General features: G+C 44.7%; 31 protein-coding genes and 7 tRNA genes. 33 read left to right on the top strand and 5 right to left on the bottom strand.

Annotation, left to right across the window (positions count from 1 at the left end; translation table 11 throughout):
* The first annotated feature begins 230 nt into the window (after positions 1-230).
* The 26 genes from T456_RS22520 (at position 231) to T456_RS23445 (ending at position 13534) form a co-directional block, all read left to right on the top strand.
* Positions 231-398, top strand: a complete 168-nt coding sequence (locus T456_RS22520) for a hypothetical protein (protein ID WP_155838099.1) — start codon at positions 231-233, stop codon at positions 396-398.
* Between the two features lie 52 nt (positions 399-450).
* Complete coding sequence (locus tag T456_RS0112745; RefSeq protein ID WP_155838098.1) at positions 451-591, top strand: hypothetical protein; 141 nt, start codon at positions 451-453, stop codon at positions 589-591.
* 87 nt (positions 592-678) lie between these two features.
* Positions 679-918, top strand: coding sequence for a hypothetical protein (locus T456_RS0112740; protein ID WP_024866455.1), 240 nt, complete (start codon positions 679-681; stop codon positions 916-918).
* Positions 918-1250, top strand: a complete 333-nt coding sequence (locus T456_RS23235) for a DUF5714 domain-containing protein (RefSeq protein ID WP_242835970.1) — start codon at positions 918-920, stop codon at positions 1248-1250. The genes T456_RS0112740 and T456_RS23235 overlap by 1 nt, the downstream gene beginning before the upstream one ends.
* 20 nt (positions 1251-1270) lie before the next feature.
* Complete coding sequence (locus T456_RS23230; RefSeq protein ID WP_242835968.1) at positions 1271-1519, top strand: DUF5714 domain-containing protein; 249 nt, start codon at positions 1271-1273, stop codon at positions 1517-1519.
* On the top strand, positions 1503-1949 hold the full coding sequence (locus T456_RS20110) for a GNAT family N-acetyltransferase (protein ID WP_024866454.1): 447 nt from the start codon (positions 1503-1505) through the stop codon (positions 1947-1949). Before T456_RS23230 ends, T456_RS20110 begins: the two co-directional genes overlap by 17 nt.
* Positions 1946-2311, top strand: a complete 366-nt coding sequence (locus T456_RS0112725) for a hypothetical protein (RefSeq protein WP_024865520.1) — start codon at positions 1946-1948, stop codon at positions 2309-2311. Before T456_RS20110 ends, T456_RS0112725 begins: the two co-directional genes overlap by 4 nt.
* Complete coding sequence (locus tag T456_RS0112720) at positions 2308-2775, top strand: rhodanese-like domain-containing protein (RefSeq protein ID WP_024865521.1); 468 nt, start codon at positions 2308-2310, stop codon at positions 2773-2775. Before T456_RS0112725 ends, T456_RS0112720 begins: the two co-directional genes overlap by 4 nt.
* Before the next feature lie 2 nt (positions 2776-2777).
* A complete protein-coding gene (locus T456_RS0112715; protein WP_024865522.1) occupies positions 2778-3149 on the top strand; it encodes a YccF domain-containing protein in 372 nt (123 codons plus the stop codon).
* Between the two features lie 19 nt (positions 3150-3168).
* Positions 3169-3546 carry a zinc ribbon domain-containing protein gene (locus tag T456_RS0112710; RefSeq protein ID WP_024865523.1) on the top strand — a complete coding sequence of 126 codons (378 nt, stop codon included), beginning with the start codon at positions 3169-3171 and terminating at the stop codon, positions 3544-3546.
* Between the two features lie 12 nt (positions 3547-3558).
* Positions 3559-4080 carry a GNAT family N-acetyltransferase gene (locus tag T456_RS0112705; RefSeq protein WP_024865524.1) on the top strand — a complete coding sequence of 174 codons (522 nt, stop codon included), beginning with the start codon at positions 3559-3561 and terminating at the stop codon, positions 4078-4080.
* Between the two features lie 95 nt (positions 4081-4175).
* Entirely contained in the window at positions 4176-5651 is a 1476-nt protein-coding gene (locus T456_RS0112700; RefSeq protein WP_024865525.1) for an ISLre2 family transposase, read from the top strand.
* Positions 5652-6039: 388 nt separating this feature from the next.
* Positions 6040-7512: an ISLre2 family transposase gene (locus T456_RS0112695; RefSeq protein ID WP_024864352.1), complete on the top strand. Its 1473-nt coding sequence runs from the start codon at positions 6040-6042 to the stop codon at positions 7510-7512.
* 540 nt (positions 7513-8052) lie between these two features.
* Positions 8053-8136: transfer RNA gene (locus tag T456_RS0112690), tRNA-Ser, on the top strand.
* Positions 8137-8233: 97 nt separating this feature from the next.
* Positions 8234-8315, top strand: a tRNA-Leu gene (locus T456_RS0112685).
* A gap of 29 nt (positions 8316-8344) precedes the next feature.
* Positions 8345-8602, top strand: coding sequence for a helix-turn-helix domain-containing protein (locus T456_RS0112680; RefSeq protein ID WP_024865526.1), 258 nt, complete (start codon positions 8345-8347; stop codon positions 8600-8602).
* Between the two features lie 39 nt (positions 8603-8641).
* Positions 8642-8715: transfer RNA gene (locus tag T456_RS0112675), tRNA-Glu, on the top strand.
* A gap of 4 nt (positions 8716-8719) precedes the next feature.
* Positions 8720-8793 (top strand) — tRNA-Glu (locus T456_RS0112670).
* 5 nt (positions 8794-8798) lie between these two features.
* Positions 8799-8882, top strand: a tRNA-Tyr gene (locus T456_RS22515).
* A 5-nt stretch (positions 8883-8887) separates the two neighbouring features.
* Positions 8888-8976 (top strand) — tRNA-Ser (locus T456_RS0112665).
* A gap of 4 nt (positions 8977-8980) precedes the next feature.
* Positions 8981-9063, top strand: a tRNA-Tyr gene (locus T456_RS0112660).
* Between the two features lie 118 nt (positions 9064-9181).
* Positions 9182-10654, top strand: a complete 1473-nt coding sequence (locus T456_RS0112655) for an ISLre2 family transposase (protein ID WP_024864352.1) — start codon at positions 9182-9184, stop codon at positions 10652-10654.
* 313 nt (positions 10655-10967) lie between these two features.
* On the top strand, positions 10968-11744 hold the full coding sequence (locus tag T456_RS0112650; protein ID WP_155838097.1) for a hypothetical protein: 777 nt from the start codon (positions 10968-10970) through the stop codon (positions 11742-11744).
* A 37-nt stretch (positions 11745-11781) separates the two neighbouring features.
* Positions 11782-12621: a DUF4097 family beta strand repeat-containing protein gene (locus tag T456_RS0112645; protein ID WP_197026895.1), complete on the top strand. Its 840-nt coding sequence runs from the start codon at positions 11782-11784 to the stop codon at positions 12619-12621.
* Positions 12622-12777: 156 nt separating this feature from the next.
* The gene (locus tag T456_RS23450; RefSeq protein ID WP_197026894.1) at positions 12778-13101 is read left to right on the top strand and encodes an SDR family NAD(P)-dependent oxidoreductase; all 324 of its coding nucleotides are present in this window, start codon (positions 12778-12780) and stop codon (positions 13099-13101) included.
* Entirely contained in the window at positions 13034-13534 is a 501-nt protein-coding gene (locus tag T456_RS23445) for an SDR family NAD(P)-dependent oxidoreductase (protein ID WP_197026893.1), read from the top strand. Before T456_RS23450 ends, T456_RS23445 begins: the two co-directional genes overlap by 68 nt.
* A 113-nt stretch (positions 13535-13647) precedes the next feature.
* On the opposite strand, the gene T456_RS23225 is transcribed toward T456_RS23445, so the two are convergent.
* The 5 genes from T456_RS23225 to T456_RS23220 form a co-directional block, all read right to left on the bottom strand.
* The gene (locus tag T456_RS23225; RefSeq protein WP_024866451.1) at positions 13648-14037 is read right to left on the bottom strand and encodes an MATE family efflux transporter; all 390 of its coding nucleotides are present in this window, start codon (positions 14035-14037) and stop codon (positions 13648-13650) included.
* A 413-nt stretch (positions 14038-14450) separates the two neighbouring features.
* Complete coding sequence (locus T456_RS22825; RefSeq protein WP_197026892.1) at positions 14451-14759, bottom strand: hypothetical protein; 309 nt, start codon at positions 14757-14759, stop codon at positions 14451-14453.
* 80 nt (positions 14760-14839) lie between these two features.
* On the bottom strand, positions 14840-15046 hold the full coding sequence (locus T456_RS23810) for a hypothetical protein (RefSeq protein ID WP_330369761.1): 207 nt from the start codon (positions 15044-15046) through the stop codon (positions 14840-14842).
* A 99-nt stretch (positions 15047-15145) separates the two neighbouring features.
* A complete protein-coding gene (locus T456_RS23805) occupies positions 15146-15439 on the bottom strand; it encodes a TetR/AcrR family transcriptional regulator (RefSeq protein WP_330369760.1) in 294 nt (97 codons plus the stop codon).
* A 1647-nt stretch (positions 15440-17086) separates the two neighbouring features.
* Positions 17087-17227, bottom strand: a complete 141-nt coding sequence (locus tag T456_RS23220; protein ID WP_242835971.1) for a hypothetical protein — start codon at positions 17225-17227, stop codon at positions 17087-17089.
* Between T456_RS23220 and T456_RS24155 the strand changes: the two genes are divergently transcribed.
* From T456_RS24155 to T456_RS0112585, 7 genes are all read left to right on the top strand, one after another.
* Entirely contained in the window at positions 17178-17321 is a 144-nt protein-coding gene (locus T456_RS24155; RefSeq protein ID WP_278246937.1) for a hypothetical protein, read from the top strand. The genes T456_RS23220 and T456_RS24155 overlap by 50 nt on opposite strands.
* Complete coding sequence (locus T456_RS23215) at positions 17306-17671, top strand: MMPL family transporter (protein ID WP_278246935.1); 366 nt, start codon at positions 17306-17308, stop codon at positions 17669-17671. The genes T456_RS24155 and T456_RS23215 overlap by 16 nt, the downstream gene beginning before the upstream one ends.
* A gap of 152 nt (positions 17672-17823) precedes the next feature.
* A complete protein-coding gene (locus T456_RS0112605) occupies positions 17824-19164 on the top strand; it encodes a hypothetical protein (RefSeq protein ID WP_024866449.1) in 1341 nt (446 codons plus the stop codon).
* 5 nt (positions 19165-19169) lie between these two features.
* The gene (locus T456_RS22820) at positions 19170-19868 is read left to right on the top strand and encodes a hypothetical protein (RefSeq protein ID WP_024866448.1); all 699 of its coding nucleotides are present in this window, start codon (positions 19170-19172) and stop codon (positions 19866-19868) included.
* On the top strand, positions 19840-20307 hold the full coding sequence (locus tag T456_RS22815) for a hypothetical protein (RefSeq protein ID WP_024866447.1): 468 nt from the start codon (positions 19840-19842) through the stop codon (positions 20305-20307). The genes T456_RS22820 and T456_RS22815 overlap by 29 nt, the downstream gene beginning before the upstream one ends.
* On the top strand, positions 20279-20551 hold the full coding sequence (locus T456_RS0112590; RefSeq protein ID WP_024866446.1) for a hypothetical protein: 273 nt from the start codon (positions 20279-20281) through the stop codon (positions 20549-20551). The genes T456_RS22815 and T456_RS0112590 overlap by 29 nt, the downstream gene beginning before the upstream one ends.
* A complete protein-coding gene (locus tag T456_RS0112585) occupies positions 20548-20811 on the top strand; it encodes a hypothetical protein (RefSeq protein ID WP_024866445.1) in 264 nt (87 codons plus the stop codon). The genes T456_RS0112590 and T456_RS0112585 overlap by 4 nt, the downstream gene beginning before the upstream one ends.
* Positions 20812-20830: the final 19 nt, after the last annotated feature.

Genomic DNA, 20830 nt, shown 5'->3' with positions numbered 1-20830 from the left:
TGGCGGATACTTAAGTGTGGTTGCCATGCTTGAGAAGCTTGGTATAGATAAGGCCAAGGAGTATGAGCAGATGTTCCTTGAAAAGAACGGATCTCTTTTTCTGCAAGGAGCTGATAGCCAGGAGATCAGGTACGGGGCGTACCTGCAATGATATCGTTGGCGAAGCTGCAGCAATGATGGAGAGTCTGCTCTGAACAACTAAGGGGAATATGAGATCATGAGTAAGCTTAATGTATGCCCTCAGGCACATTTCAGAGGTCTTTTTATATGAATACTACTGCCTGGGCGATGATGAATATGAAATTTCAGAAGAGGATACTCTGACGCCCAACAAGACAAGGCAAAAGAGCTGCTTCTTTCCGGGGAATTACGCAAGGCCCAGGCAGGAAGTGGCCTAAGTGGCGCATGCCTAGAATCCTTGGATATATGGAAGCATACTGGGATAATCCTATGTTGCAAGCAAGCTTGGCGACTCCCGAGGGGGAGTATTCCTATACGACAGAGTCTTACAATTACTGCTGCACCAGAGCTGAGCTTGCAGCTTATTACAGGAATCTTGGGTGGTACTACCTGGAGAAGTACAAAACCTGAGGTTGGCTGCAGCATGTTATCTGTACAGTAAGTACTTCGAGGATTCACAGCAAGCCGATGCGTAGCTTGAGTTCCTTGAGAAAGCTATTGGCAAAAAAGATGGCTGATAAAGATCTTGACCAGATACAGAAGATCCTGAAGGAAAATGATATTCCAACCGAGGGCGAATCCTGTTACACTGGCACTTCTCTACAAAGCAAGCACAGGAGGCTGATGAAGCTGGCGACACACAGCAGGCCCTTGACTGTTACAGGAATGGTCTATGACCTGACAGCTGATGAAGAAGTTGGGAAAATTATAAGCAAGAATAGTAAGGTGAAAAACTGATGAATGAAATGGAAATGAAAGCCCGACTTATTGTTGATGATATAAAGAACGAAGAGGGTACAAGCCCTGTTGCCATTTTTAAGAGAATGGCAAAGAAGGAGTATGTGAGTATCCACGGACCGGAACACCACATACTTGATGGAGCATGTCTTTTGGTGGCATTCAAGAATGCGAGTGGCGACATAGATCTTGATGAAGCCCTTGAAAAGCTGATCAGAGAAGGACTTAGGATGCCTGGAGCAATGTGTGGACTTTGGGGAGTCTGCGGTGCTGTAACATCAATCGGTGCAGCTCTTTCCATAATTGATGGAACTGGGCCTTTTGTCTGTTGATGGTAACCTGGGGAAATCATATGCGGTTCACATCGGCGGCTCTCAGCGACCTTGGGGAGATAAACGGGCCTCGTTGCTGCAAAAGAGATGCCATGATTGCTTTTAAGAATGGAATAAAATATGTGAATGAGCACTATGATGTAAAGCTGATATACGAGGAGCAGGAATGTGAATTCTATTCCCAGAATCAGCAGTGTATAAGAGAGAAAGTGCCCATTTTATCCTGCATAATAAACGAGAGGAGTGGTATGAATGATGTCAGAGTTTAATTGTGGGGTCTGTAAGGACAACGAAGTTATAAAAGAGATTTTCAAAGAATATTCCCAGATAAAAGGTGCGGAGAGCTGCTTTGTTTCTTTTGATAAGGAACTAGCTGATTTGGACGGGTATTATAAGGGCGGAGCGCTGCTTCTTGGAAGTGAGGATGGGACCCCGGTTGGAAGCATTGCCATCAGGAAGATTGATGATGCAACCTGTGAAGCTAAGAGATTATTCATAAAGCCTGAATTTCGCGGCAAAGGCTATGCGAGAGTAATGCTTAATACCATGCTTGATAAGGCAAAAGAGCTTGGATTTAAGGAAGTTACTTTTACTACCAAGCCTGAAGTGATGAAGGTTGGATACGAGCTGTATAAGCGTATGGGTTTTGAAGAAGTTGGCGAGAAAGACGGAGTTGTCAGCATGAGGATGGGATTATGAGATATCTCAAATGGCTGAATTTGATACCGCTTATTATGTTCTTCATTGTTGATAAGCTTAGAGGAACACTAATCAGCAGGCATTTACTGATAATAATTGTTGCACTTGGAGTTATGAATATGTTCCTTGCCAAAAGCATGAAAGAGTATGTGATTTCTTCTTTGATGCTTGTTGCATCCACCGTAGTGGGAATGATTCTTTACACATATTATTACTACTACTTTGTCAGCGCTAATCCTGAGACTCCGATTTTTGGTGCGGCTATCATGATGGTTTATGGCTTTATCGCGTTTGCAGTTGCCGCAGTTGGAACTGTTGTGGTGGTAATAAAAGAGAGAATGGCTGAGAAAAAGATACAATGAGACGAAAAGAGATTTTTATCGTAGCTATGCTAATGTTTGCCCTTGTGTTTGCGGGCTGCGGAGCTAAAACTGAATCGGATGTGACAATTATCGGTGGTGCGGATGGTCCAACATCTGTTTTTCTTGCTTCGAAGAATGACAAGAATAGTTACACACAGATTGACCAGGAGACGGCGAAGCTAATGATGGATATTGAAGATGGCCATGTGGTCGTGGATGTCAGGCGCCAGGATGAGTTTGATGAAGGGCATATTCCGGGAGCTATATGCATTCCAAACGAGAGCATAATTGATACGCAGCCTAAAGAATTACCGGATCTTGATCAGATTATTCTTGTTTACTGCAGAAGTGGAAGACGTAGTAAGGAAGCTTCGCAAAAATTATTTGATATGGGTTACACAAATGTGTTTGAGTTTGGCGGTATTATAGACTGGACTGGAGAAGTTGTTACAGGAGAAGATTGATTATGAGATTTCTTGGTAATTTGATTTGGATATTATGCGGAGGGCTGCTTAGTGCCCTGGGATGGTGGATTGTAGGACTTCTCTGGTGCTGCACAGTTGTAGGTATTCCTGTAGGGCTCCAGTGTTTTAAGCTTTCTTCAATATCACTGAATCCTTTTGGAAAAGAGATTGTGGACGAAGGCGGGGCAGTATCTCTGCTTCTTAACATCCTTTGGATCTGTCTTTCCGGGATTGAACTTGCGATTGCAAACGCGGTGATTGGCTGCATTTTCTGCATTACTATTATCGGTATACCCTTCGGTAAGCAGTTCTTTAAGATTGCTAGAGTAGCTCTTTTCCCATTTGGGGCAAAGATTGTGAGGGTACATTATTAAGGATGGAGTGAAAAAGTAGATGTTTTTTATCATGGGAATTACAGATGGCAGGAATGATTTTGAGTTCAATCAGCTGATAACCTGCGCAATCTGCGGAAAATATGGGCGCTTTAACGTGTTCATGACATATACAGTGCTGTCTCTTTTCTTTATACCTACATTAAAGTGGAATAAGCATTACTACGTGCAGACCAGCTGCTGCGGAACTGTTTATGAGCTTGATCCGGAGATTGGTAAGATGATCGCAAGGGGCGAAGAAGTGGAGATTCTGCCAAGTCATCTGACTCAGGTAAGCGGCGGAAGAGGATTCACGACCGGTTATAAGAGATGCAGACAGTGTGGATACGAGACAGCAGAGGACTTTGATTTTTGTCCTAAGTGCGGAACGAGGTTTTGAGGAGCTGGGATTATGCTGAGACTTAGACCATATAAGAGCTGTGATGCTGAAAAGATAAGTGAATGGATAAAAGACGAGGATGTATTTGTTAAGTGGGGCGGAGATCATTTTGGAGAGTTCCCGATTACCGCAGGCATTATTGATGACAAGTACAGACAGAGTAATGGCGACTGCAAAGAGTTAGACAACTTTTATCCCTGGATCGCAATAGATGATGAGAACAGAGTAGTAGGGCATTTCATTATCCGCTACATCCATGGCGATAACAGGATCCTTAGATTCGGCTGGGTAATTGTAGATAATACCATCAGAGGAAAGGGCTACGGGGCAGAAATGCTTCGCCTGGGCCTTAAATACGCTTTTGAACTTATGGATGCTGAGGTTGTTACCATAGGTGCGTTTGAGAACAATGACATTGCTCATGAATGCTACAAGAAGATTGGATTCAAGGATAAAGAGGTAACGGAAAAAGAGCCTTTTAATATTATTGAGATGGAACTGAAGAGGGAAGATTTTATACTACAGCTAGCGTAAATTTTCACTCGGATTAAATAAAATACAAGAGAACACCAAAGTCTGATAAAGTTAAAGGCGACTAAACCAAACTATAAAAGACAGAGGTGTTCTCCATGGTAAAAAGTATACAGTATTTTAACGAGGAATGTGTACCAGTTTTTGAAAGGCTTGAGGATGATTTTTTAAAGAATCCCTCCGATATTGCATCCTACATCACTAAGTTGACAGATGAGCTTCATAAGGCTGGTATAAGAATGATAGAGGAGACGCTTGGATATCTGGATCAGATGATCACAGAAAGTGAGATGAGAAAGCTCTCTTGGGTAGTGGACAGACATGAGTCCAAACAGCTTATAACATCCCTTGGTAACGTTAATTACAATAAGACGTTGTTCAAGAACAAAGAAGAAGGAAAGCGCTCTTATATCATAGATTTACTCATGGGTATGGATCCTCATGAGAGAATGACAGAGGATGCAGAAGCAAGGCTTTTAGAAGAAACAGTTCAGACTTCATATCGAAAAGGTGGAGAAAAAACAAGCATACTTGATTCAGTTAGCAAACAGACCGTGATGAAGAAAATACATGCATTACAGTTTCCGCCTGAAGATGAAGCGTTAATAGATAAGAAATTCGTACAGTTCCTGTACATAGATGCTGATGAGGACCATGTATCGCTCCAGTTCAAAGAGAAAAAAAGCGACCTGGTCAAAGGTGAAAATGGTTATAAGTATAACAGCATGATAGAAAAGCTGGTCTATGTCTATGAAGGCATTGAAAATGAATCCCCGGAGAGCAAGAGACATAGACTTATTAATCCTCATTATTTTTGTTCTGACAGTACCAGCGAGACAAATGACGCCTTCTGGGAGCGTATCTACGCATATATAGATACCCACTATGATATGAGTCGTATTGAGAAGATATACATAAATGGCGATGGTGGTGCATGGATTGAAGCTGGAAAGAAAAATGTTTCCGGAGTCATAGTTACAATGGACGAGTTCCACATGCAAAAGTACCTGGGAAAGATTACCAGCCATCTCCGAGATAGCCAGTGGGATGCTATTTCAGACCTCCGAAAAATCATCATGCATAAGACTAAGAATGACTTTAATTCATACGTTGACATGGTAAAAGAGTATCTAGAGGCCGGAGATAAAAAGCAGGCTGCGAGTATTGAAGACGGAAGAAAATATATCCTTGATAACTGGATGCCATGCAAAGTCAGACTGAGTAACAGAAGGAAACTTCCGGGATGCAGCGCTGAAGGACATGTGAGTCATGTTCTATCATCACGCATGAGTTCAAGACCGATGGGATGGAGTAAGCGTGGAGCAGGAAAAATGGGAAGGCTCAGAGCATACTTCTACAACGGTGGAGATATGCTCGAACTAGCCAAGTTCCAAAGAGAAGAATTGAAAGATGCTGTAGGTTATGAGATGTCATATTTCTCACCTACAGAGGTAATGAGATCTGAAAAGAACAGGCATTATGAACTTGGTAAGTATATGGCTGCTATACAGGGAACACTTCCATCAGAGATAAAGAAGAAGCTATGCATCAATCATCACATCGCTGGATTATAAGGCATTGAAGATGCACTATTTAGCTTAGTCCTCTTGATCAACCAGAAAGCTGAGGGAATATGTATGTCAAGGGTGCAAGGCACCTCTATGAGGCATGCCCTTGACATACATATTTCCTCGGCTCAAAAACATACAAGAGGACTAAGCGTAGGGTTGCCATAAGGAAATCAAAAGAGTAATATAAAACCAATATTTCAAAAGCCTGATCTTTTATCAGAGCTTCTTTGGTGGATTCTAACCTTTTATTTCCGTAGGTAAATTTACGCGGCCTTATACTACAAGGCGCTAGCGTAAAGTTTTTGTAGGATTAATTGAAAAAGGGGATTTCCTTCGTGATATAGTTATTTACGGTGTCCAAGCCAAAATAACCAAACGGAGGAGTCCCCTTGTGTTAAATAGTATACAGCATTTTATTGAGAATGGAGTACCAAATCTTCAGAAGGCATCAAAAGATTTTTCAGAGGATCCGAGAGACTTTGCAGGTTTCATATACAAGGTCAGGAATGAAGCGCTTCAGATGGCGTTGGATTACATTTCTGAAACCCTTACAACCTGCAACCAGATATTAAAAGACAGTCCTGTGAGAAAGGAAAGATGGGAAGTGGTAAGGACTGACGAGAAGTCTCTTATCACCTCAATTGGAAAGGTTATGTTTTCCAAGACACTGTTTAAGAACAAGGTGACTGGAGAACGCAGATATCTACTGGATGACATGCTTTCATTTGACCCTCATGAAAGGATGTCAGAAGATGCCATAGCACAGCTCTTATCAGAGAGCGTTCAGACCTCTTATCGTAAAGGTGGACAAGCAGCAAGCATCCTTGATGAGGTCAGCAAAGAGACTGTAAAGGATAAGATACATGCTCTCGAGTTCCCCAAGGAACAGAAAAGAAGAGGCAGAAAACGCAAGGTTGAGTATCTGTATATAGAGGCTGATGAAGATCATGTGTCGCTTCAGTTCCAGAAGGAAAAGGGGGATCTCCAGGTCAACCAGTATGGAAGAAAACTCAATGGAATGATAAACAAGCTTATCTATGTTCATGAGGGCATTGAAAAGGATGCTCCCAAGAGTACAAGACATCACCTTGTTAATGCCCATTTCTTCTGTGGTTCTTATGAAGGCAAAGCAAACAGTGAACTCTGGGATGAAGTCTACACATATATTGACAACAACTATGACATAAGCAGCATAAAGAGGATATACCTAGGAGCAGATGGTGGAGCCTGGATTAAGGCTGGGGGAAAAAGGATAAGTGGCATCACATATGTGATGGACGAGTTCCACCTCAAAAAATACCTGATAAAGATGACAAACCATTTGATGGATAGTGCTGATGATGCCAGAAAGCTTCTCTGTGAAATGATCAAGGATGGAAGTAAGGAAGATTTCCTGTCTGTGGTAGATATGCTTGAATATCATGCCTCAAACGACAAGGAAATGAAACGTGTGCAAGAAGGCGCTGATTATATACTTGATAACTGGTCTGCAGCCAAGACAAGGCTTAGATACAGGAGGATTCCTGGATGTAGTACTGAAGGTCATGTCAGTCATGTCCTGTCAAAAAGAATGAGCATGACTCCAATGGGCTGGAGTCGAAAAGGCGCTGATAAGATGGCAAGACTCAGTGCCTATACATGGAACAAAAGGGATATGCTGGAACTTGTGCGTTACCAGAAGACAGTAATGCCTAAGGCTGCTGGGGCAGAAGAAGTAGAGACTGTAGTAGCGCATGTAAGAGAAAAACAGTATTCCCATCCGGCGTGGGGAAAGTATGTCGATAGCATACAGGTAGAGCTTAGTTCAGAGCTGAAGAAGTGGATGAGCATCGGAATGCATAACTACATCTGGAAACTGTTCTAAAAGGAAGCCAGAGGCTGACGCCTCTGCCTTTGAATAAAGTGCGCCAGAGCGCACACCTATCCTTGATCTGCTTGACTACAGACCAAGGATTAGAATGACAGCCTTGAACTGTCCTCCAACCAGGCGCTATAATGAGTAAGGTTTGAACATCTGAACTGATCACAGGGGCAATCTACCCTTTCGAATCCTACAGTAAATTTACGCCGTCCTACAAGGCTAATAGACAACTAAAGATACCGGTGTTACTATACGATATAGAAAGAGATAAGCGGAGCAGATAAGAGCTCCCGGAAAGGAAAAGAAAGAGACATGACAACAATGAATCGCAATTATTGCCTTTATAGCGAATGTTATGAATCATCACTCCAGAGTAAATCAGAGTGGATGTTTAATTTCATGCGCTCATTTAAGGATAGGCAAATGCGAGAAAATGTTGTTTTGGCAGAATCGTGATAGACAGGATCCGAGCTTATAGATGAACATGTTTAGCAGCTGCTTACCTCTTAGATGAGGCAGGTAGCTTTTTATTTTGCCTAAAATGCAGAGTTGGCTCAATTGGTACAGCATCGGTCTTGAAAACCGACATTCCTCACGGATATCTGGGTTCGAATCCCAGGCTCTGCGCTATAGATTCGTGGTGTAATTGGATGCGTGGCCTCCGGGGGAGGCCGAGCTACGCATTCGGACGACGCGAAGCTAGGACGCAGCAGTCCCAAAACTTGCACGAGTGGCGAAGCTGGTAGACGCACCTGACTTAGGATCAGACGCTGAAAGGCATGTGGGTTCGAATCCCACCTCGTGTACTTGGCCATTGGCCAGAAAGGAGTCGGAAATGACACAGAATATTCCAACGATCGATATGGTCGCTACGGGACAGAGAATTACAGATTTAAGAGTGGCAGCCGGTATGTCTGTTAGGGATTTACAGGATGTGTTCGGTTTTGCTACTCCACAGGCGATTTACAAGTGGCAGCGCGGAACTGCCATGCCAACACTTGACAATTTAGTCGTATTAGCAGCTGTTTTAGGTGTTGCTATGGATGACATTATCGTAGTTGAAGGGGAATGGCTTTATTCACTAAGCGCATGAACTGAATATAGATTAGCGGGCGTGAAAGCGCCTGCGCATGGTCCCATAGTCTAATGGTTTAGGACGCTGGCCTTTCACGTCAGAGATACCGGGTTCAAGTCCCGTTGGGATCACTGTGGCTTCTTGGTCTAATTGGTAAGGACGTCAGCCTCTCAAGCTGGAAATGTCGGGTTCGAGTCCCGCAGGAGCTATTATGGGGTGGGTATGCCTAGAAGCGAGGGCAAGAGTCTGTAAAACTCCCACATTAGAAACACCGCAGGTGCAATTCCTGCTCCACCCACTTATGTTTGCGTGACCGAGATGGCTTATGGTATCGCTCTGCTAAAGCGAAGCACGGCTAAACTGTGCCGAAGGTTCGAATCCTTCCGCAAACGCTCCGGGTAGGTATGCCTAGTGGCGAAGGCAGGGGTCTGTAAAACCCTGACAAGGAAACACCGTGAGTTCGAGTCTCACCCTGCCCACTTAAGTGTCATCTGCTAGCGTAAAGTTTTTGTAGGATTAATTGAAAAAGGGGATTTCCTTCGTGATATAGTTATTTACGGTGTCCAAGCCAAAATAACCAAACGGAGGAGTCCCCTTGTGTTAAATAGTATACAGCATTTTATTGAGAATGGAGTACCAAATCTTCAGAAGGCATCAAAAGATTTTTCAGAGGATCCGAGAGACTTTGCAGGTTTCATATACAAGGTCAGGAATGAAGCGCTTCAGATGGCGTTGGATTACATTTCTGAAACCCTTACAACCTGCAACCAGATATTAAAAGACAGTCCTGTGAGAAAGGAAAGATGGGAAGTGGTAAGGACTGACGAGAAGTCTCTTATCACCTCAATTGGAAAGGTTATGTTTTCCAAGACACTGTTTAAGAACAAGGTGACTGGAGAACGCAGATATCTACTGGATGACATGCTTTCATTTGACCCTCATGAAAGGATGTCAGAAGATGCCATAGCACAGCTCTTATCAGAGAGCGTTCAGACCTCTTATCGTAAAGGTGGACAAGCAGCAAGCATCCTTGATGAGGTCAGCAAAGAGACTGTAAAGGATAAGATACATGCTCTCGAGTTCCCCAAGGAACAGAAAAGAAGAGGCAGAAAACGCAAGGTTGAGTATCTGTATATAGAGGCTGATGAAGATCATGTGTCGCTTCAGTTCCAGAAGGAAAAGGGGGATCTCCAGGTCAACCAGTATGGAAGAAAACTCAATGGAATGATAAACAAGCTTATCTATGTTCATGAGGGCATTGAAAAGGATGCTCCCAAGAGTACAAGACATCACCTTGTTAATGCCCATTTCTTCTGTGGTTCTTATGAAGGCAAAGCAAACAGTGAACTCTGGGATGAAGTCTACACATATATTGACAACAACTATGACATAAGCAGCATAAAGAGGATATACCTAGGAGCAGATGGTGGAGCCTGGATTAAGGCTGGGGGAAAAAGGATAAGTGGCATCACATATGTGATGGACGAGTTCCACCTCAAAAAATACCTGATAAAGATGACAAACCATTTGATGGATAGTGCTGATGATGCCAGAAAGCTTCTCTGTGAAATGATCAAGGATGGAAGTAAGGAAGATTTCCTGTCTGTGGTAGATATGCTTGAATATCATGCCTCAAACGACAAGGAAATGAAACGTGTGCAAGAAGGCGCTGATTATATACTTGATAACTGGTCTGCAGCCAAGACAAGGCTTAGATACAGGAGGATTCCTGGATGTAGTACTGAAGGTCATGTCAGTCATGTCCTGTCAAAAAGAATGAGCATGACTCCAATGGGCTGGAGTCGAAAAGGCGCTGATAAGATGGCAAGACTCAGTGCCTATACATGGAACAAAAGGGATATGCTGGAACTTGTGCGTTACCAGAAGACAGTAATGCCTAAGGCTGCTGGGGCAGAAGAAGTAGAGACTGTAGTAGCGCATGTAAGAGAAAAACAGTATTCCCATCCGGCGTGGGGAAAGTATGTCGATAGCATACAGGTAGAGCTTAGTTCAGAGCTGAAGAAGTGGATGAGCATCGGAATGCATAACTACATCTGGAAACTGTTCTAAAAGGAAGCCAGAGGCTGACGCCTCTGCCTTTGAATAAAGTGCGCCAGAGCGCACACCTATCCTTGATCTGCTTGACTACAGACCAAGGATTAGAATGACAGCCTTGAACTGTCCTCCAACCAGGCGCTATAATGAGTAAGGTTTGAACATCTGAACTGATCACAGGGGCAATCTACCCTTTCGAATCCTACAGTAAATTTACGCCGTCCAGGTTGTCGAGGAGCATTTACAGGAATGTCCTGAGTGTGCGAAAATACTTGATGAACTAAAGGACACCTCTTACGATGAGATAATGGTTCTGGAGAGAAACAATGTGATTGAATCACAGTCCAGGTTTTTTAAGAGAAAGAGTGCAGTTGTCGGAAGCGTTATAGCTGCAGTCTTTGCAATACCTATCCTGGTCTGCCTTATCGTAAATCTGGCAAGCGGACATGCACTTAGCTGGTTCTTTATTGTACTGGCAGCTATGCTTGTTCCAACTGCCCTTATCGTAGTTCCGCTCATGGCAACAAGGAACAGAATGTTCCTGACCATGACATCGTTTACAGCAAGCGTTATTCTCCTTCTTGGAGTGATCAATATATATACCGGCGGTCGCTGGTTCTTTATCGCGGCATCCGCAACACTGTTTGGCCTTACTGTCTGCTTCGCTCCCTTTATAGTGAATGCAGATCCGGTAAAGACGCATCTTGGAAAGCAAAAGGGCCTCATAGCCATGGCAGCTATCACTGCTACATTTTTCCTGATGATGTTCTGCATAGGCTTTGGTGTAGGACCCGCAAGGTTCTTTCCTCTGGCAATGGCCATCAGCATTCCTGTTGTGGCTTTTATCTGGATCATCTTTGCAATCGTCAGATATCTTCCGTTTAACGGCCTTGTTAAAACAGGTATCGTGATCGCAGCCATCAGTCTGTTTTCATACTATGGAAACCTGGCTGTTACTGCTATCGGACTTGCGGCAATGGGATCTAACGGCGTAATGATGTACAGTGAGCCGTCTATCAGTATGATGTTTGTCGGTATCGCGATCGGAGCTGTATTTGCAGTGATCGGTCTGCTGGTTGGGAAAAAGGAGAATAACAATGCTTAAAATAAAAATATTTTTAATAACAGTATTGGGGGTAGCAATGATGGGATTACTTACAGGATGCTCGTTCGGAATGAGAACCAGCTATGTTTATACAAACGGCGATCAGTATGTCGCAGGAGATCGTGAGATTTCGGAGAAGATCGATACACTGGATATTGATTATGTCTCCGGGGATGTGATGCTTGAGGCTTCTTCATCAGACAAGATAGTCATCAGAGAGACTTCGTTAAAAGAGCTTGATGACAAGAGGAAGGTACATACATGGGTTGAGGGATCTGTTCTTCACGTAAGATACTGCGCATCAGCCAAAAAACTCGATCTTAACCGACTTGGCAAAAAGCTGACTATTGAACTTCCAAGTGACATGGAACTTGGAGATATTGATCTTAAGGTTGCTTCCGGAGATGTAAAGGCAAACTGCGGCGCAGGCAACATCAATGTGCGTTCTGCTTCCGGTAATATAAGCTTTGTCCAGAAGGGAAACAGCAGTGACATCGAGCTTTCCACTGCGTCCGGAGATGTGGATCTTAAAGCTGAAAATGCAGATAAAATAACTGTTTCAGCTGCATCAGGAAATATAGATATCTATGCTTTGGATGCTAAGGAAGTGGAATCAGCCACAAGCAGCGGCGAAACCACAGTTTCTTTTGCCAGGGTTCCTAAAACTTCCAATATCAGCGGAACTTCCGGAGATATCACAATCTATCTTCCCGAGGATCCTGATGTTACGGCTTCCCTTAAGGCAACTACCGGAGATATTACATACAGGCAGGCATTTACAAAGAGTGAAGACATCTATGTCTGCGGAAACGGAGGCAATGAGATGAACGCTCACACAGTCTCTGGGGACATCAGTATTGAAGTGATTTCAGATTAAACCCATTAAAAATGCCTAAATCATTAACCAAAAAACTGTTAAATATCAACTAAGGAGATTTGTGGCGTTAGTTTAACAGGTATGTTATTATATTAACGATATCCCGTATGGGGTATGGGGTTAGTAACTATTATATTTTGAAGGAGGATTTAGGTAATGGCAAAAACAGCTATCATCACCGGTGGCTCAAGAGGTATCGGTGAGGCAATGGCACTTAAGTTGGGTGAGCTTGGTTACAATGTTGTGATCAACTACAGAAGCGAGTCTTCAAAGGCTCTTTCCGACGATCTTGCTGCAAAGATCAGCGGACAGTATGGCGTTGAGACACTGGTTGTAAGAGCAGACGTTAGTAAGTATGAGGACTGCGAAGCCCTTGTTAAGGCTGCTGTTGATAAGTTCGGTGATAAGATCGATGTACTTGTTAACAACGCCGGTATCACAAATAACTGCAACTGGATCGACATCACACAGAAGCAGTAATGAGAGCGTTATCGGAACAAACCTTCTGAGCGCTATGCATATGACACACCTGGTACTTCCTTATATGATTAATCATTCTTCAAAGGATGATCAGTGCTGCATCGTTAACACAGCTTCCATCGGCGGACTTATCGGCGTTATCAATCAGGCTGATTATTGCGCATCCAAGTCAGGTGTTATCGGTCTTACAAGAGCTCTTGCCCTTGAGTTTGCAGGCAGAGGCGTTCGTGTAAACGCTATCGCTCCCGGCATGATCATGACAGACATGCTCCGCGGCGTTAATCAGGATGAGCTCAATGCTCTTGCAGCTACAATTCCTCAGGGATACATCGGTGACGTATCCGATATCGCAGGTGCTCTTGGATACCTTCTGACAGCTCCTTACGTTACAGGACAGGTTATTTCTCCTAACGGCGGAATCGTTCAGCAGTAATTTATGAATAACAAATAGAGTCGCTTGGTACGTTGTTCGTCCGGACTCACAGATATTAAAAGTGGCAGGGATTGCTCCCTGCCACTTATTTTATGTTATGCCTTTTTGCAACGCTATTTACACAACACCCTTCTGGCGCATTTGCCGAACTTGTAGAAGAAGATACTCATGGCTGCGCCGATAGCCCAGGCAATAAGCAGCGACCAGTAGATCATGTCGCGGTTGCCGATGGGGTAAGCCTCTGAGCGGCTTAAGTAAACCATGATGGTGGCACCCATACTTATTCCTATGAACAGGATGAGCAGAAGATTGAAGATGGGAGCCGCACTTCCTACCGCAGCAAGAGCGTTATCTCCAACATATCTGCCTACTACTATACTGTCTACTGTACTGTATAACTGCTGTACAACATTTCCGAAGAGCATGGGAACCGTGAACTTAAGTATCTGCTCCCAGGGCCTTCCTACGGTCATGTCTACAGCATCAAATGCTTTCATTTTCATATTTAAACCCTCTTAAACAAAAACCAAATTAAATTGTATGCAATCTAATATACACTTTAGTTTTGGTTTTTGCAAGTGTTTAATATCGGTCTTGCAATATGAACATTAAAGAACTCAATGAGAGGTCCCATGAAGAAGGCGGTTATTATGGTTCCGACACCGGCTATTGTAGGGATCTGAGATACAAGACCTCCGGACAAAAGAAACAGCGACACACCCAGGATAACGGCAGACAATGTCGGTTATGATCCTGACATACTGGAACTTTCCTTTCTTTCCAGGTGTTGACGATGATAAGCGCCACTGCATCATAGGTGGATACGCCCAGGTCTGCGGTCATGTAGAAGGCAGATCCGAAGCAGATTATGACTACACCTATAATAAGGCACAGAATGCGGACAGGCATGGAAGGATCAACGATCACTGTCTGCAGGAATGCATAAGTAAACTGGGTTATGTACCCAAGAAGAAAACAGATTGATAAAAGTGGCTATTCCGATGTAATGCCTGTCGAATATCAGGGCGAACAGCAGCATCACAGCGTTGGTTATAACGTACAATGTTCCAAAGCTTATGGGAACAATGCTGTCCAGGCCTGCCATAAAGGACTGGAACGGGTCAACTCCCAGAGCAGCTATCTTGAAGATGCCTACGCTTATGGCGCAGATGATTACTCCGAACAGGGACATTGCGATTCGCTTTTTCAGGTTATCTCTTTTCATGGTGCTCCTCCGATGGTGTTGAAAGTTAAGAGAAGACATCGATAAACTTCGGAATCCTCCAAAGAATCGATGTCTTTTTTTCATTTCATGTGCTGTTTGATAATGCTGCGAACGGTATTTTCAAGGTAGGGCTTGAGATCATCTAAGGATATGGGATCTCCGAACATTATGGAGCTGTAGCCCGTGGAACCCACAAGCTCTATTATAAGGAACAGCATTACTTCCGGGTCTTTGATCTTAAGTCCCGAATCTTCCACCATCTTCCTGTAGACCTCAGCGAAGTCCACGTCATCCTCTGAGGTGGGAGAGGTGAGAGCTCTTTGAAAAAGGCCCAGCTAAGGTCCTTGTAGATGAAGGCAAGAAGTCCTTTGTTGGCGGCCAGTTCGTCAAGAACATAGTCCATAAGGAAGATGATCTCTTCCTCGAGTCCCCTCGATACCATTGTCCTTCATGGCGTTGTAGGCCTGGAGAAAGAGCTGGCTTGACTTGTGGGCAATGAGTCTGTTCCTGATATCGTACTTGTCCTTGAAGTACAGATAGAAGGTGCCCTTTGCAACTTCCGCCTTTTCTACTATATCCGAGATGGAGGTCTTGTTGAGTCCCTTTGAGGTAAACAGCTCAAAAGAGGCGTTCAAAAGGTTTTCCATTTTCAGTTTCTTGTTAAGATCTGCCTTTCCCATATGATCACTTCCTTATAAAACATATTATAGCATAGCACAAAAGTGCCCGTTTCCTTTATTTCAAAATGAAATTATAAAAAAAGAAATAAAATTTATGACCAACGGTCAATAATAATTGACTAATGGTCATTTTATGTGATATACCATAATACAGAAAGTGACCGTTGGTCAATAATTATTTATAAAAAAGAGGAGTGGTGTTATGAATAAGCTTTTCACATCTTATCGTAAAGCTAAGGTACATTATCCTGATCGTTGCGGTAGCACTGCTGATCCCGTCGGCGATCGGATATTTTAACACAAGAGTTAATTACGACATTCTCACATATCTTCCAAGGATATTGAGACCATGAAGGGCCAGGATATTCTTCTGGACCAGTTCGGAACAGGCTCTTTGTCCTGTATGTTGCAGAGGGTATGGAGGAGAAAGACGTAAGCGGCCTTAAAGAGCCAAGATCGAGCAGGTCGATCACGTTGCGGATGTTATCTGGTATGACTCGGTAATGGATCTGTCGGTGCCCATGGAGATGCTTCCTTCAAAGGTATATGACGCATTCAACGGAGATGATGCCACAATGATGTTCGTGTATTTGATGAGGGTACTTCCTCAGACGGAACCATGGCTGCCATAGAAGAGATCAGAAGAATCTCAGACAAAGCAGTGCTTCATGAGCGGCATGAGCGCCATCGTAACGGATACCAAGAACATGGCTGAGGCAGAGACGCCTATATATGTAGGAATTGCATACTTCTTGCAATCATTGTTCTTTCCCTGACAATGGATTTCCTACCTTATTCCGCTGTTCTTCCTTTAAGTATAGGAATGGCAATCGTCTACAACATGGGTACCAACATATTTAAAGGAGAGATCTCCTTTATCCACCCAGTCCCTGAGTGCGGTACTTCCAGCTTGGTGTTACTCTGGACTACTCAATCTTCCTGTGCACAGCTATCAGGAGAACTGGAGAGAAACGATGACAAGAAGGACGCCATGGCAAACCGCCATTACAGCCAACCTTCCAGTCTGTAAATAGGGAAGTTCCATCACAACAATCGCAAGGCTTCGTTGCACTTTGCTTCATGAGCTTTACACTGGGTCTTGACCCTTGGAGTTGTAATGGCCAAGGGTGTTGTATTCGAGTTAATCGGATGCGTAACCATCCTGCCCAGTATGATCCTTGTATTTGACAATCTATAGAGAAAGACCAAGCATAAACCTCTGATGCCTGAATTTAACAGGATCCCGAAGTTCATTGCAAGCATTATCTGGCTTTCTTTGCTGTATTCCTGGTACTTCTGTTCCCGGCAATTTACGGAAACAACCACACTGCAGTTTATTACGATCTTTCCCAGACACTTCCCGACAAGCTTGAGAGTGTACAGGGAGCCAAAGAGGTTGATGAGAAGTTCGAGATGAACTCCGCATATATGCTGCTGGTTGATAAGAACCTGGGACAGTGCATCCATGACTGAGATGATAGATGAACTTAAAATACAGACGGAATTCTTTCGGTACTCGGCACAGATTCACTTATAGGACCCGCATTCCCAAGAACTTTATTCCGAAGACCTTATGGCCGATCTCGAGAGTGACGAGTGGAAGATGGTTCTTTTGACCACTGATTATAAGATCGCTTCTGACGAAGATCAACGCTCAAGATAGCTGATGTGGACAGAATAGTAAAGAGCTACGATCCCCAAGGCCATGGTTGTAGGCGAAGCGCCTTGCACCAAGGACCTGATAAACATAACAGACCACGATTTCCAGGTGGTTAACTTCGTATCCATAGGTCTTGTGTTCCTGATCATAGCCTTCGTGCTTAAATCAGTATCCCTGCCTTTTTATACTGGTGGCAGTCATCGAGTTTGCCATCTTCAGTGAACATGGGACTTCCTTATTACACAAAGACAACGATACCTTTCATCTCATCGGTTGTTATCGGAACCATTCAGCTGGGCGCAACTGTTGACTACGCCATCCTGATGACAACCAGATATCTGAATGAGAGAATGAGCGGCCATGACAAGAAGGAAGCTACTTTGATAGCTCTTTCCACCAGCATGAAATCCGTTATTGTCAGCGCACTGAGCTTCTTTGCGGCAACCTTCGGAGTTGGACTTATCTCCAGCATCGATATGATCGGATCTTTGTGCATGCTCATGGCACGAGGCGCCATCCATCAGTATGTTTACAGTACTTCTTGCTCTGCCGGCAATGTATATGCTCTTTGACTGGCTCATTATGAAAGACCACATTCGGCATGAACAGCAAGGAGAATGAAACACATCATTTCGGACATTTGATCCATAAGACATAAAGTCGCATAAGAACGGAGGAGAGGAATCATGATCAGAAAAATCTTATTAAATCATTTATCTTAATTATGGCTACAATGCTGGCAGTTATGACGGTTGCCTGCGGACAGAATACAGTAACTGACAACACAGCTGCCATCGAGACTACGGTAGAGGCAGGAGATTCACAACAGAAGGCCCTTGAGGAAGCCGTTACAACAAACTCTCTGCTCGGATCCGTAGCAAACGAGTCCGGCAAGGTTGAGACGGTTTACGTAACAGCCGATGCCAACGGCGCAGTAAACGATGTCATCGTAAGCGAGTGGCTCAAGAACGCCGAGGCTTCACCAGAGCTCTCTGACAAGACAGAGCTTAAGAACATCGTGAACGTAAAGGGCGATGAGACCTTTACCGACAACGGCGACGGCACAGTTACCTGGGAAGCCGGCGGCTCTGACATCTACTATCAGGGAACCACAGACAAGGAGCTTCCTGTTAAGATGAACATCACCTATACTCTTGATGGAAAAGAGATAGCTCCCGAGGATCTGGCAGGCAAGAGCGGAAAAGTTACCATCCGCTTCGAGTATGAGAACAATGCGAAGCAGACCGTTGATGTTGACGGCAAAAACTATGATGTTTACACACCTTTCGCCATGGTATCCGGAATGATGCTGGATGCTGAGAAGTTCACCAACGTTGAGATTTCAAACGGTAAGGTCATCTCTGACGGCGGCAACTACATCGTTATGGGAGTTGCAGTTCCCGGACTTAAGGAGAGTCTTGATATCTCTGATGAGAAGTGGGATGAGCTTGATGATGCAGATGAGATCAAGGATAAGCTCTCAAATTCCTTCGAGATCACAGCTGACACCACAGACTTTGAACTTGGAATGACCATTACAATGGCAAGCTCAGACATCCTCTCTGATTTCGGAGTTACAGACTTTAATGACTCAGAGAAGATCGAAGACCTCAAGGATGATATGGGCGAGCTCTACGACGGAGCAAACAAGCTGGTTGACGGAAGCAAGGCTCTTAAGGACGGAACTACAGAGCTTAAGGACGGCACAGCTAAGCTGGCCGATGGTACCGATAAGCTCTACAACGGAACTTCCGATCTTTATGACGGAACAGCAAAGCTCTACGACGGAACAGGAAGCCTTGCAGACGGAACTTCAAAGCTCTATGACGGAGCAGGAAGTCTTGCAGACGGATCTTCAAAACTTTATGACGGTACAAAGAGCCTTAGCGACGGAGCAGGCAAGCTCTATGACGGAAGCAAGGCCCTGGGAACCGGTGCTGCTTCCCTTGAGAGCGGCGTTAAGTCCTATACCGACGGTGCTGCAAAGATAAAGGCCGGCGCAGGTCAGCTCCAGGCCGGTGTTGCCGGTGCCAAGGCCGATCAGAAAAGCTGGTTGCAGGAGTAGCATCAGTGGAGTCAAGCACCGCTGACCTTGCAGATGGCGCTAAACAGGTTGACGATGGCGTTAAAACAATGCAGGAGATGATGGAGAACATGGTAAAGGTTGAGCTGGTAAATAAGCTTGATGGCATCAAGGCTAATCAGAATCTCTACGGAGCAGCTTATGCATGGCTTACCGATACTTCCGATACTACTTCAGAGCCTTCGGCAGCAGTTCTTCAGATACTCCAGTCCATTGATAAAGGAATCACCTCAGGACACGATGCACTTAAGATCAAGTGTGCAGCCCTTGCAGCTCTTAGCGGACAGACCAAGAAGGCACTGTATGCGATCGATAACTACCAGATGCTGGTAACCACTGTAAAGACCGGAACTCTCTATGCAGAGGTGACCGATGATGAACTTGCAGCAGGTTCAGATGAAGCCACAGGGGATGCTTCAGGAGCGGCTAAGAGCGGATCTGAAGGAACAGATAATACCGAGAACGGATCCGGAAGCGGAGCAGCTGATGATGCAGACAATAACACTGCTGGCGGAAACGGCGAAAATGCCGGAACTTCAGCAAACAGCAGTGAAACACCCGCTGCCGTTACTGAGATTATCGATGAGAAGACTCCCACTGCAGCAGCACCTGCAGCAAATGCCGGAGATACAAATACCGGAAAGGCAGCAGGCACAGGTGAAGACGAAGAGGGAACCCGGCGATGATGAAAAGGAAGGCGCCGATGAAGATTCTCTTGGAGAAGATGGCGAGGACGAGCTTTCATCCACAGGCAATGAGAAGAAGGTAACTGTAAAAGCTGCCGGAGAAAACGAAACAGGCTACAGCGACAGTGACGTTTACAACATTGCAGTATATGTACAGAGATACAGCGCTCTTTGCGGCGCAACTAAGGGAGCCGCTGCGACCCTTGGCTCAACCTATGAGCAGATAAGTGCCATGAAGAAAGGCCTCGAGGCAAAACTTCCCGGAATTTCCACTCTGGTTACCGGAGCAGATGCTGTGGCTTCAGGAACAGAACAGCTTAAAGCAGGTCTTGGAGCTCTTAAGGACGGTCAGATTGCGCTTAGTGACGGCATTGGCCAGGTTGGTGCCGGTGTCAGCGCTCTCTATCAAGGTGCAGACACTCTTACAGCAAACCAATGAAGCACTTGTTGGCGGAGCTAAGCAGCTTACAGGCGGTGCAAGCCAGCTCACAAACGGCACAAAGGAACTTAAGGGCGGCGCAGATCAGCTTAAAGATGGTGCAGGCCAGCTTAAGGACGGTGCAGGTCAGCTCAAGGATGGCGCAGGACAGCTTAAGGACGGCGCAGCACAGCTTAGAGACGGTGCAGGCCAGCTTGTTGACGGAGCAGGCCAGCTCAAGGACGGCGCAAGCAGAGTTGAATGACGGTGCCAAGGCCCTTGATGAAGGCGCAGCAAAGGCTTGATGACGGCGTACAGGAACTTCTTGACGGCATGATCAAGTTCGATGAGGAAGGAATTCAGAAGCTCTACGATGCATTCGACGGAGACCTTACTGATTTCGCTGACAGATTAAATGCCATCCAGAAGGCCGGAAGCAACTACAACTCCTTCGGCGGAACAGAGGAAGGCGTTGACAGCAGCGTTAAGTTTGTGATCAAGACCGGTGCAGTAAAGAGTCTTTGATAATATGTGATATGATAGA

The organism is Butyrivibrio sp. FCS014 (genome assembly GCF_000526935.1).
Classification (GTDB): domain Bacteria; phylum Bacillota; class Clostridia; order Lachnospirales; family Lachnospiraceae; genus Butyrivibrio.
This window is presented reverse-complemented; position numbering and strand designations above follow the sequence as displayed.

Bases quoted from the DNA above. Each gene is read 5' to 3' on its own strand.
- T456_RS23230 (WP_242835968.1), top strand. From the start codon at position 1,271: ATGCGGTTCACATCGGCGGCTCTCAGCGACCTTGGGGAGATAAACGGG.
- T456_RS23220 (WP_242835971.1), bottom strand. From the start codon at position 17,227: ATGGATACGAAGTTAACCACCTGGAAATCGTGGTCTGTTATGTTTATC.
- T456_RS0112645 (WP_197026895.1), top strand. From the start codon at position 11,782: ATGATGGGATTACTTACAGGATGCTCGTTCGGAATGAGAACCAGCTAT.
- T456_RS0112715 (WP_024865522.1), top strand. From the start codon at position 2,778: ATGAGATTTCTTGGTAATTTGATTTGGATATTATGCGGAGGGCTGCTT.
- T456_RS0112605 (WP_024866449.1), top strand. From the start codon at position 17,824: ATGGCTACAATGCTGGCAGTTATGACGGTTGCCTGCGGACAGAATACA.
- T456_RS23450 (WP_197026894.1), top strand. From the start codon at position 12,778: ATGGCAAAAACAGCTATCATCACCGGTGGCTCAAGAGGTATCGGTGAG.
- T456_RS23235 (WP_242835970.1), top strand. From the start codon at position 918: ATGAATGAAATGGAAATGAAAGCCCGACTTATTGTTGATGATATAAAG.
- T456_RS22520 (WP_155838099.1), top strand. From the start codon at position 231: ATGTATGCCCTCAGGCACATTTCAGAGGTCTTTTTATATGAATACTAC.
- T456_RS0112710 (WP_024865523.1), top strand. From the start codon at position 3,169: ATGTTTTTTATCATGGGAATTACAGATGGCAGGAATGATTTTGAGTTC.
- T456_RS20110 (WP_024866454.1), top strand. From the start codon at position 1,503: ATGATGTCAGAGTTTAATTGTGGGGTCTGTAAGGACAACGAAGTTATA.
- T456_RS23805 (WP_330369760.1), bottom strand. From the start codon at position 15,439: ATGGGAAAGGCAGATCTTAACAAGAAACTGAAAATGGAAAACCTTTTG.
- T456_RS0112700 (WP_024865525.1), top strand. From the start codon at position 4,176: ATGGTAAAAAGTATACAGTATTTTAACGAGGAATGTGTACCAGTTTTT.
- T456_RS0112705 (WP_024865524.1), top strand. From the start codon at position 3,559: ATGCTGAGACTTAGACCATATAAGAGCTGTGATGCTGAAAAGATAAGT.
- T456_RS23225 (WP_024866451.1), bottom strand. From the start codon at position 14,037: ATGAAAATGAAAGCATTTGATGCTGTAGACATGACCGTAGGAAGGCCC.
- T456_RS0112585 (WP_024866445.1), top strand. From the start codon at position 20,548: ATGACGGTGCCAAGGCCCTTGATGAAGGCGCAGCAAAGGCTTGATGAC.
- T456_RS0112745 (WP_155838098.1), top strand. From the start codon at position 451: ATGTTGCAAGCAAGCTTGGCGACTCCCGAGGGGGAGTATTCCTATACG.
- T456_RS0112680 (WP_024865526.1), top strand. From the start codon at position 8,345: ATGACACAGAATATTCCAACGATCGATATGGTCGCTACGGGACAGAGA.
- T456_RS0112725 (WP_024865520.1), top strand. From the start codon at position 1,946: ATGAGATATCTCAAATGGCTGAATTTGATACCGCTTATTATGTTCTTC.
- T456_RS22825 (WP_197026892.1), bottom strand. From the start codon at position 14,759: ATGAAAAGAGATAACCTGAAAAAGCGAATCGCAATGTCCCTGTTCGGA.
- T456_RS23445 (WP_197026893.1), top strand. From the start codon at position 13,034: ATGTACTTGTTAACAACGCCGGTATCACAAATAACTGCAACTGGATCG.
- T456_RS0112720 (WP_024865521.1), top strand. From the start codon at position 2,308: ATGAGACGAAAAGAGATTTTTATCGTAGCTATGCTAATGTTTGCCCTT.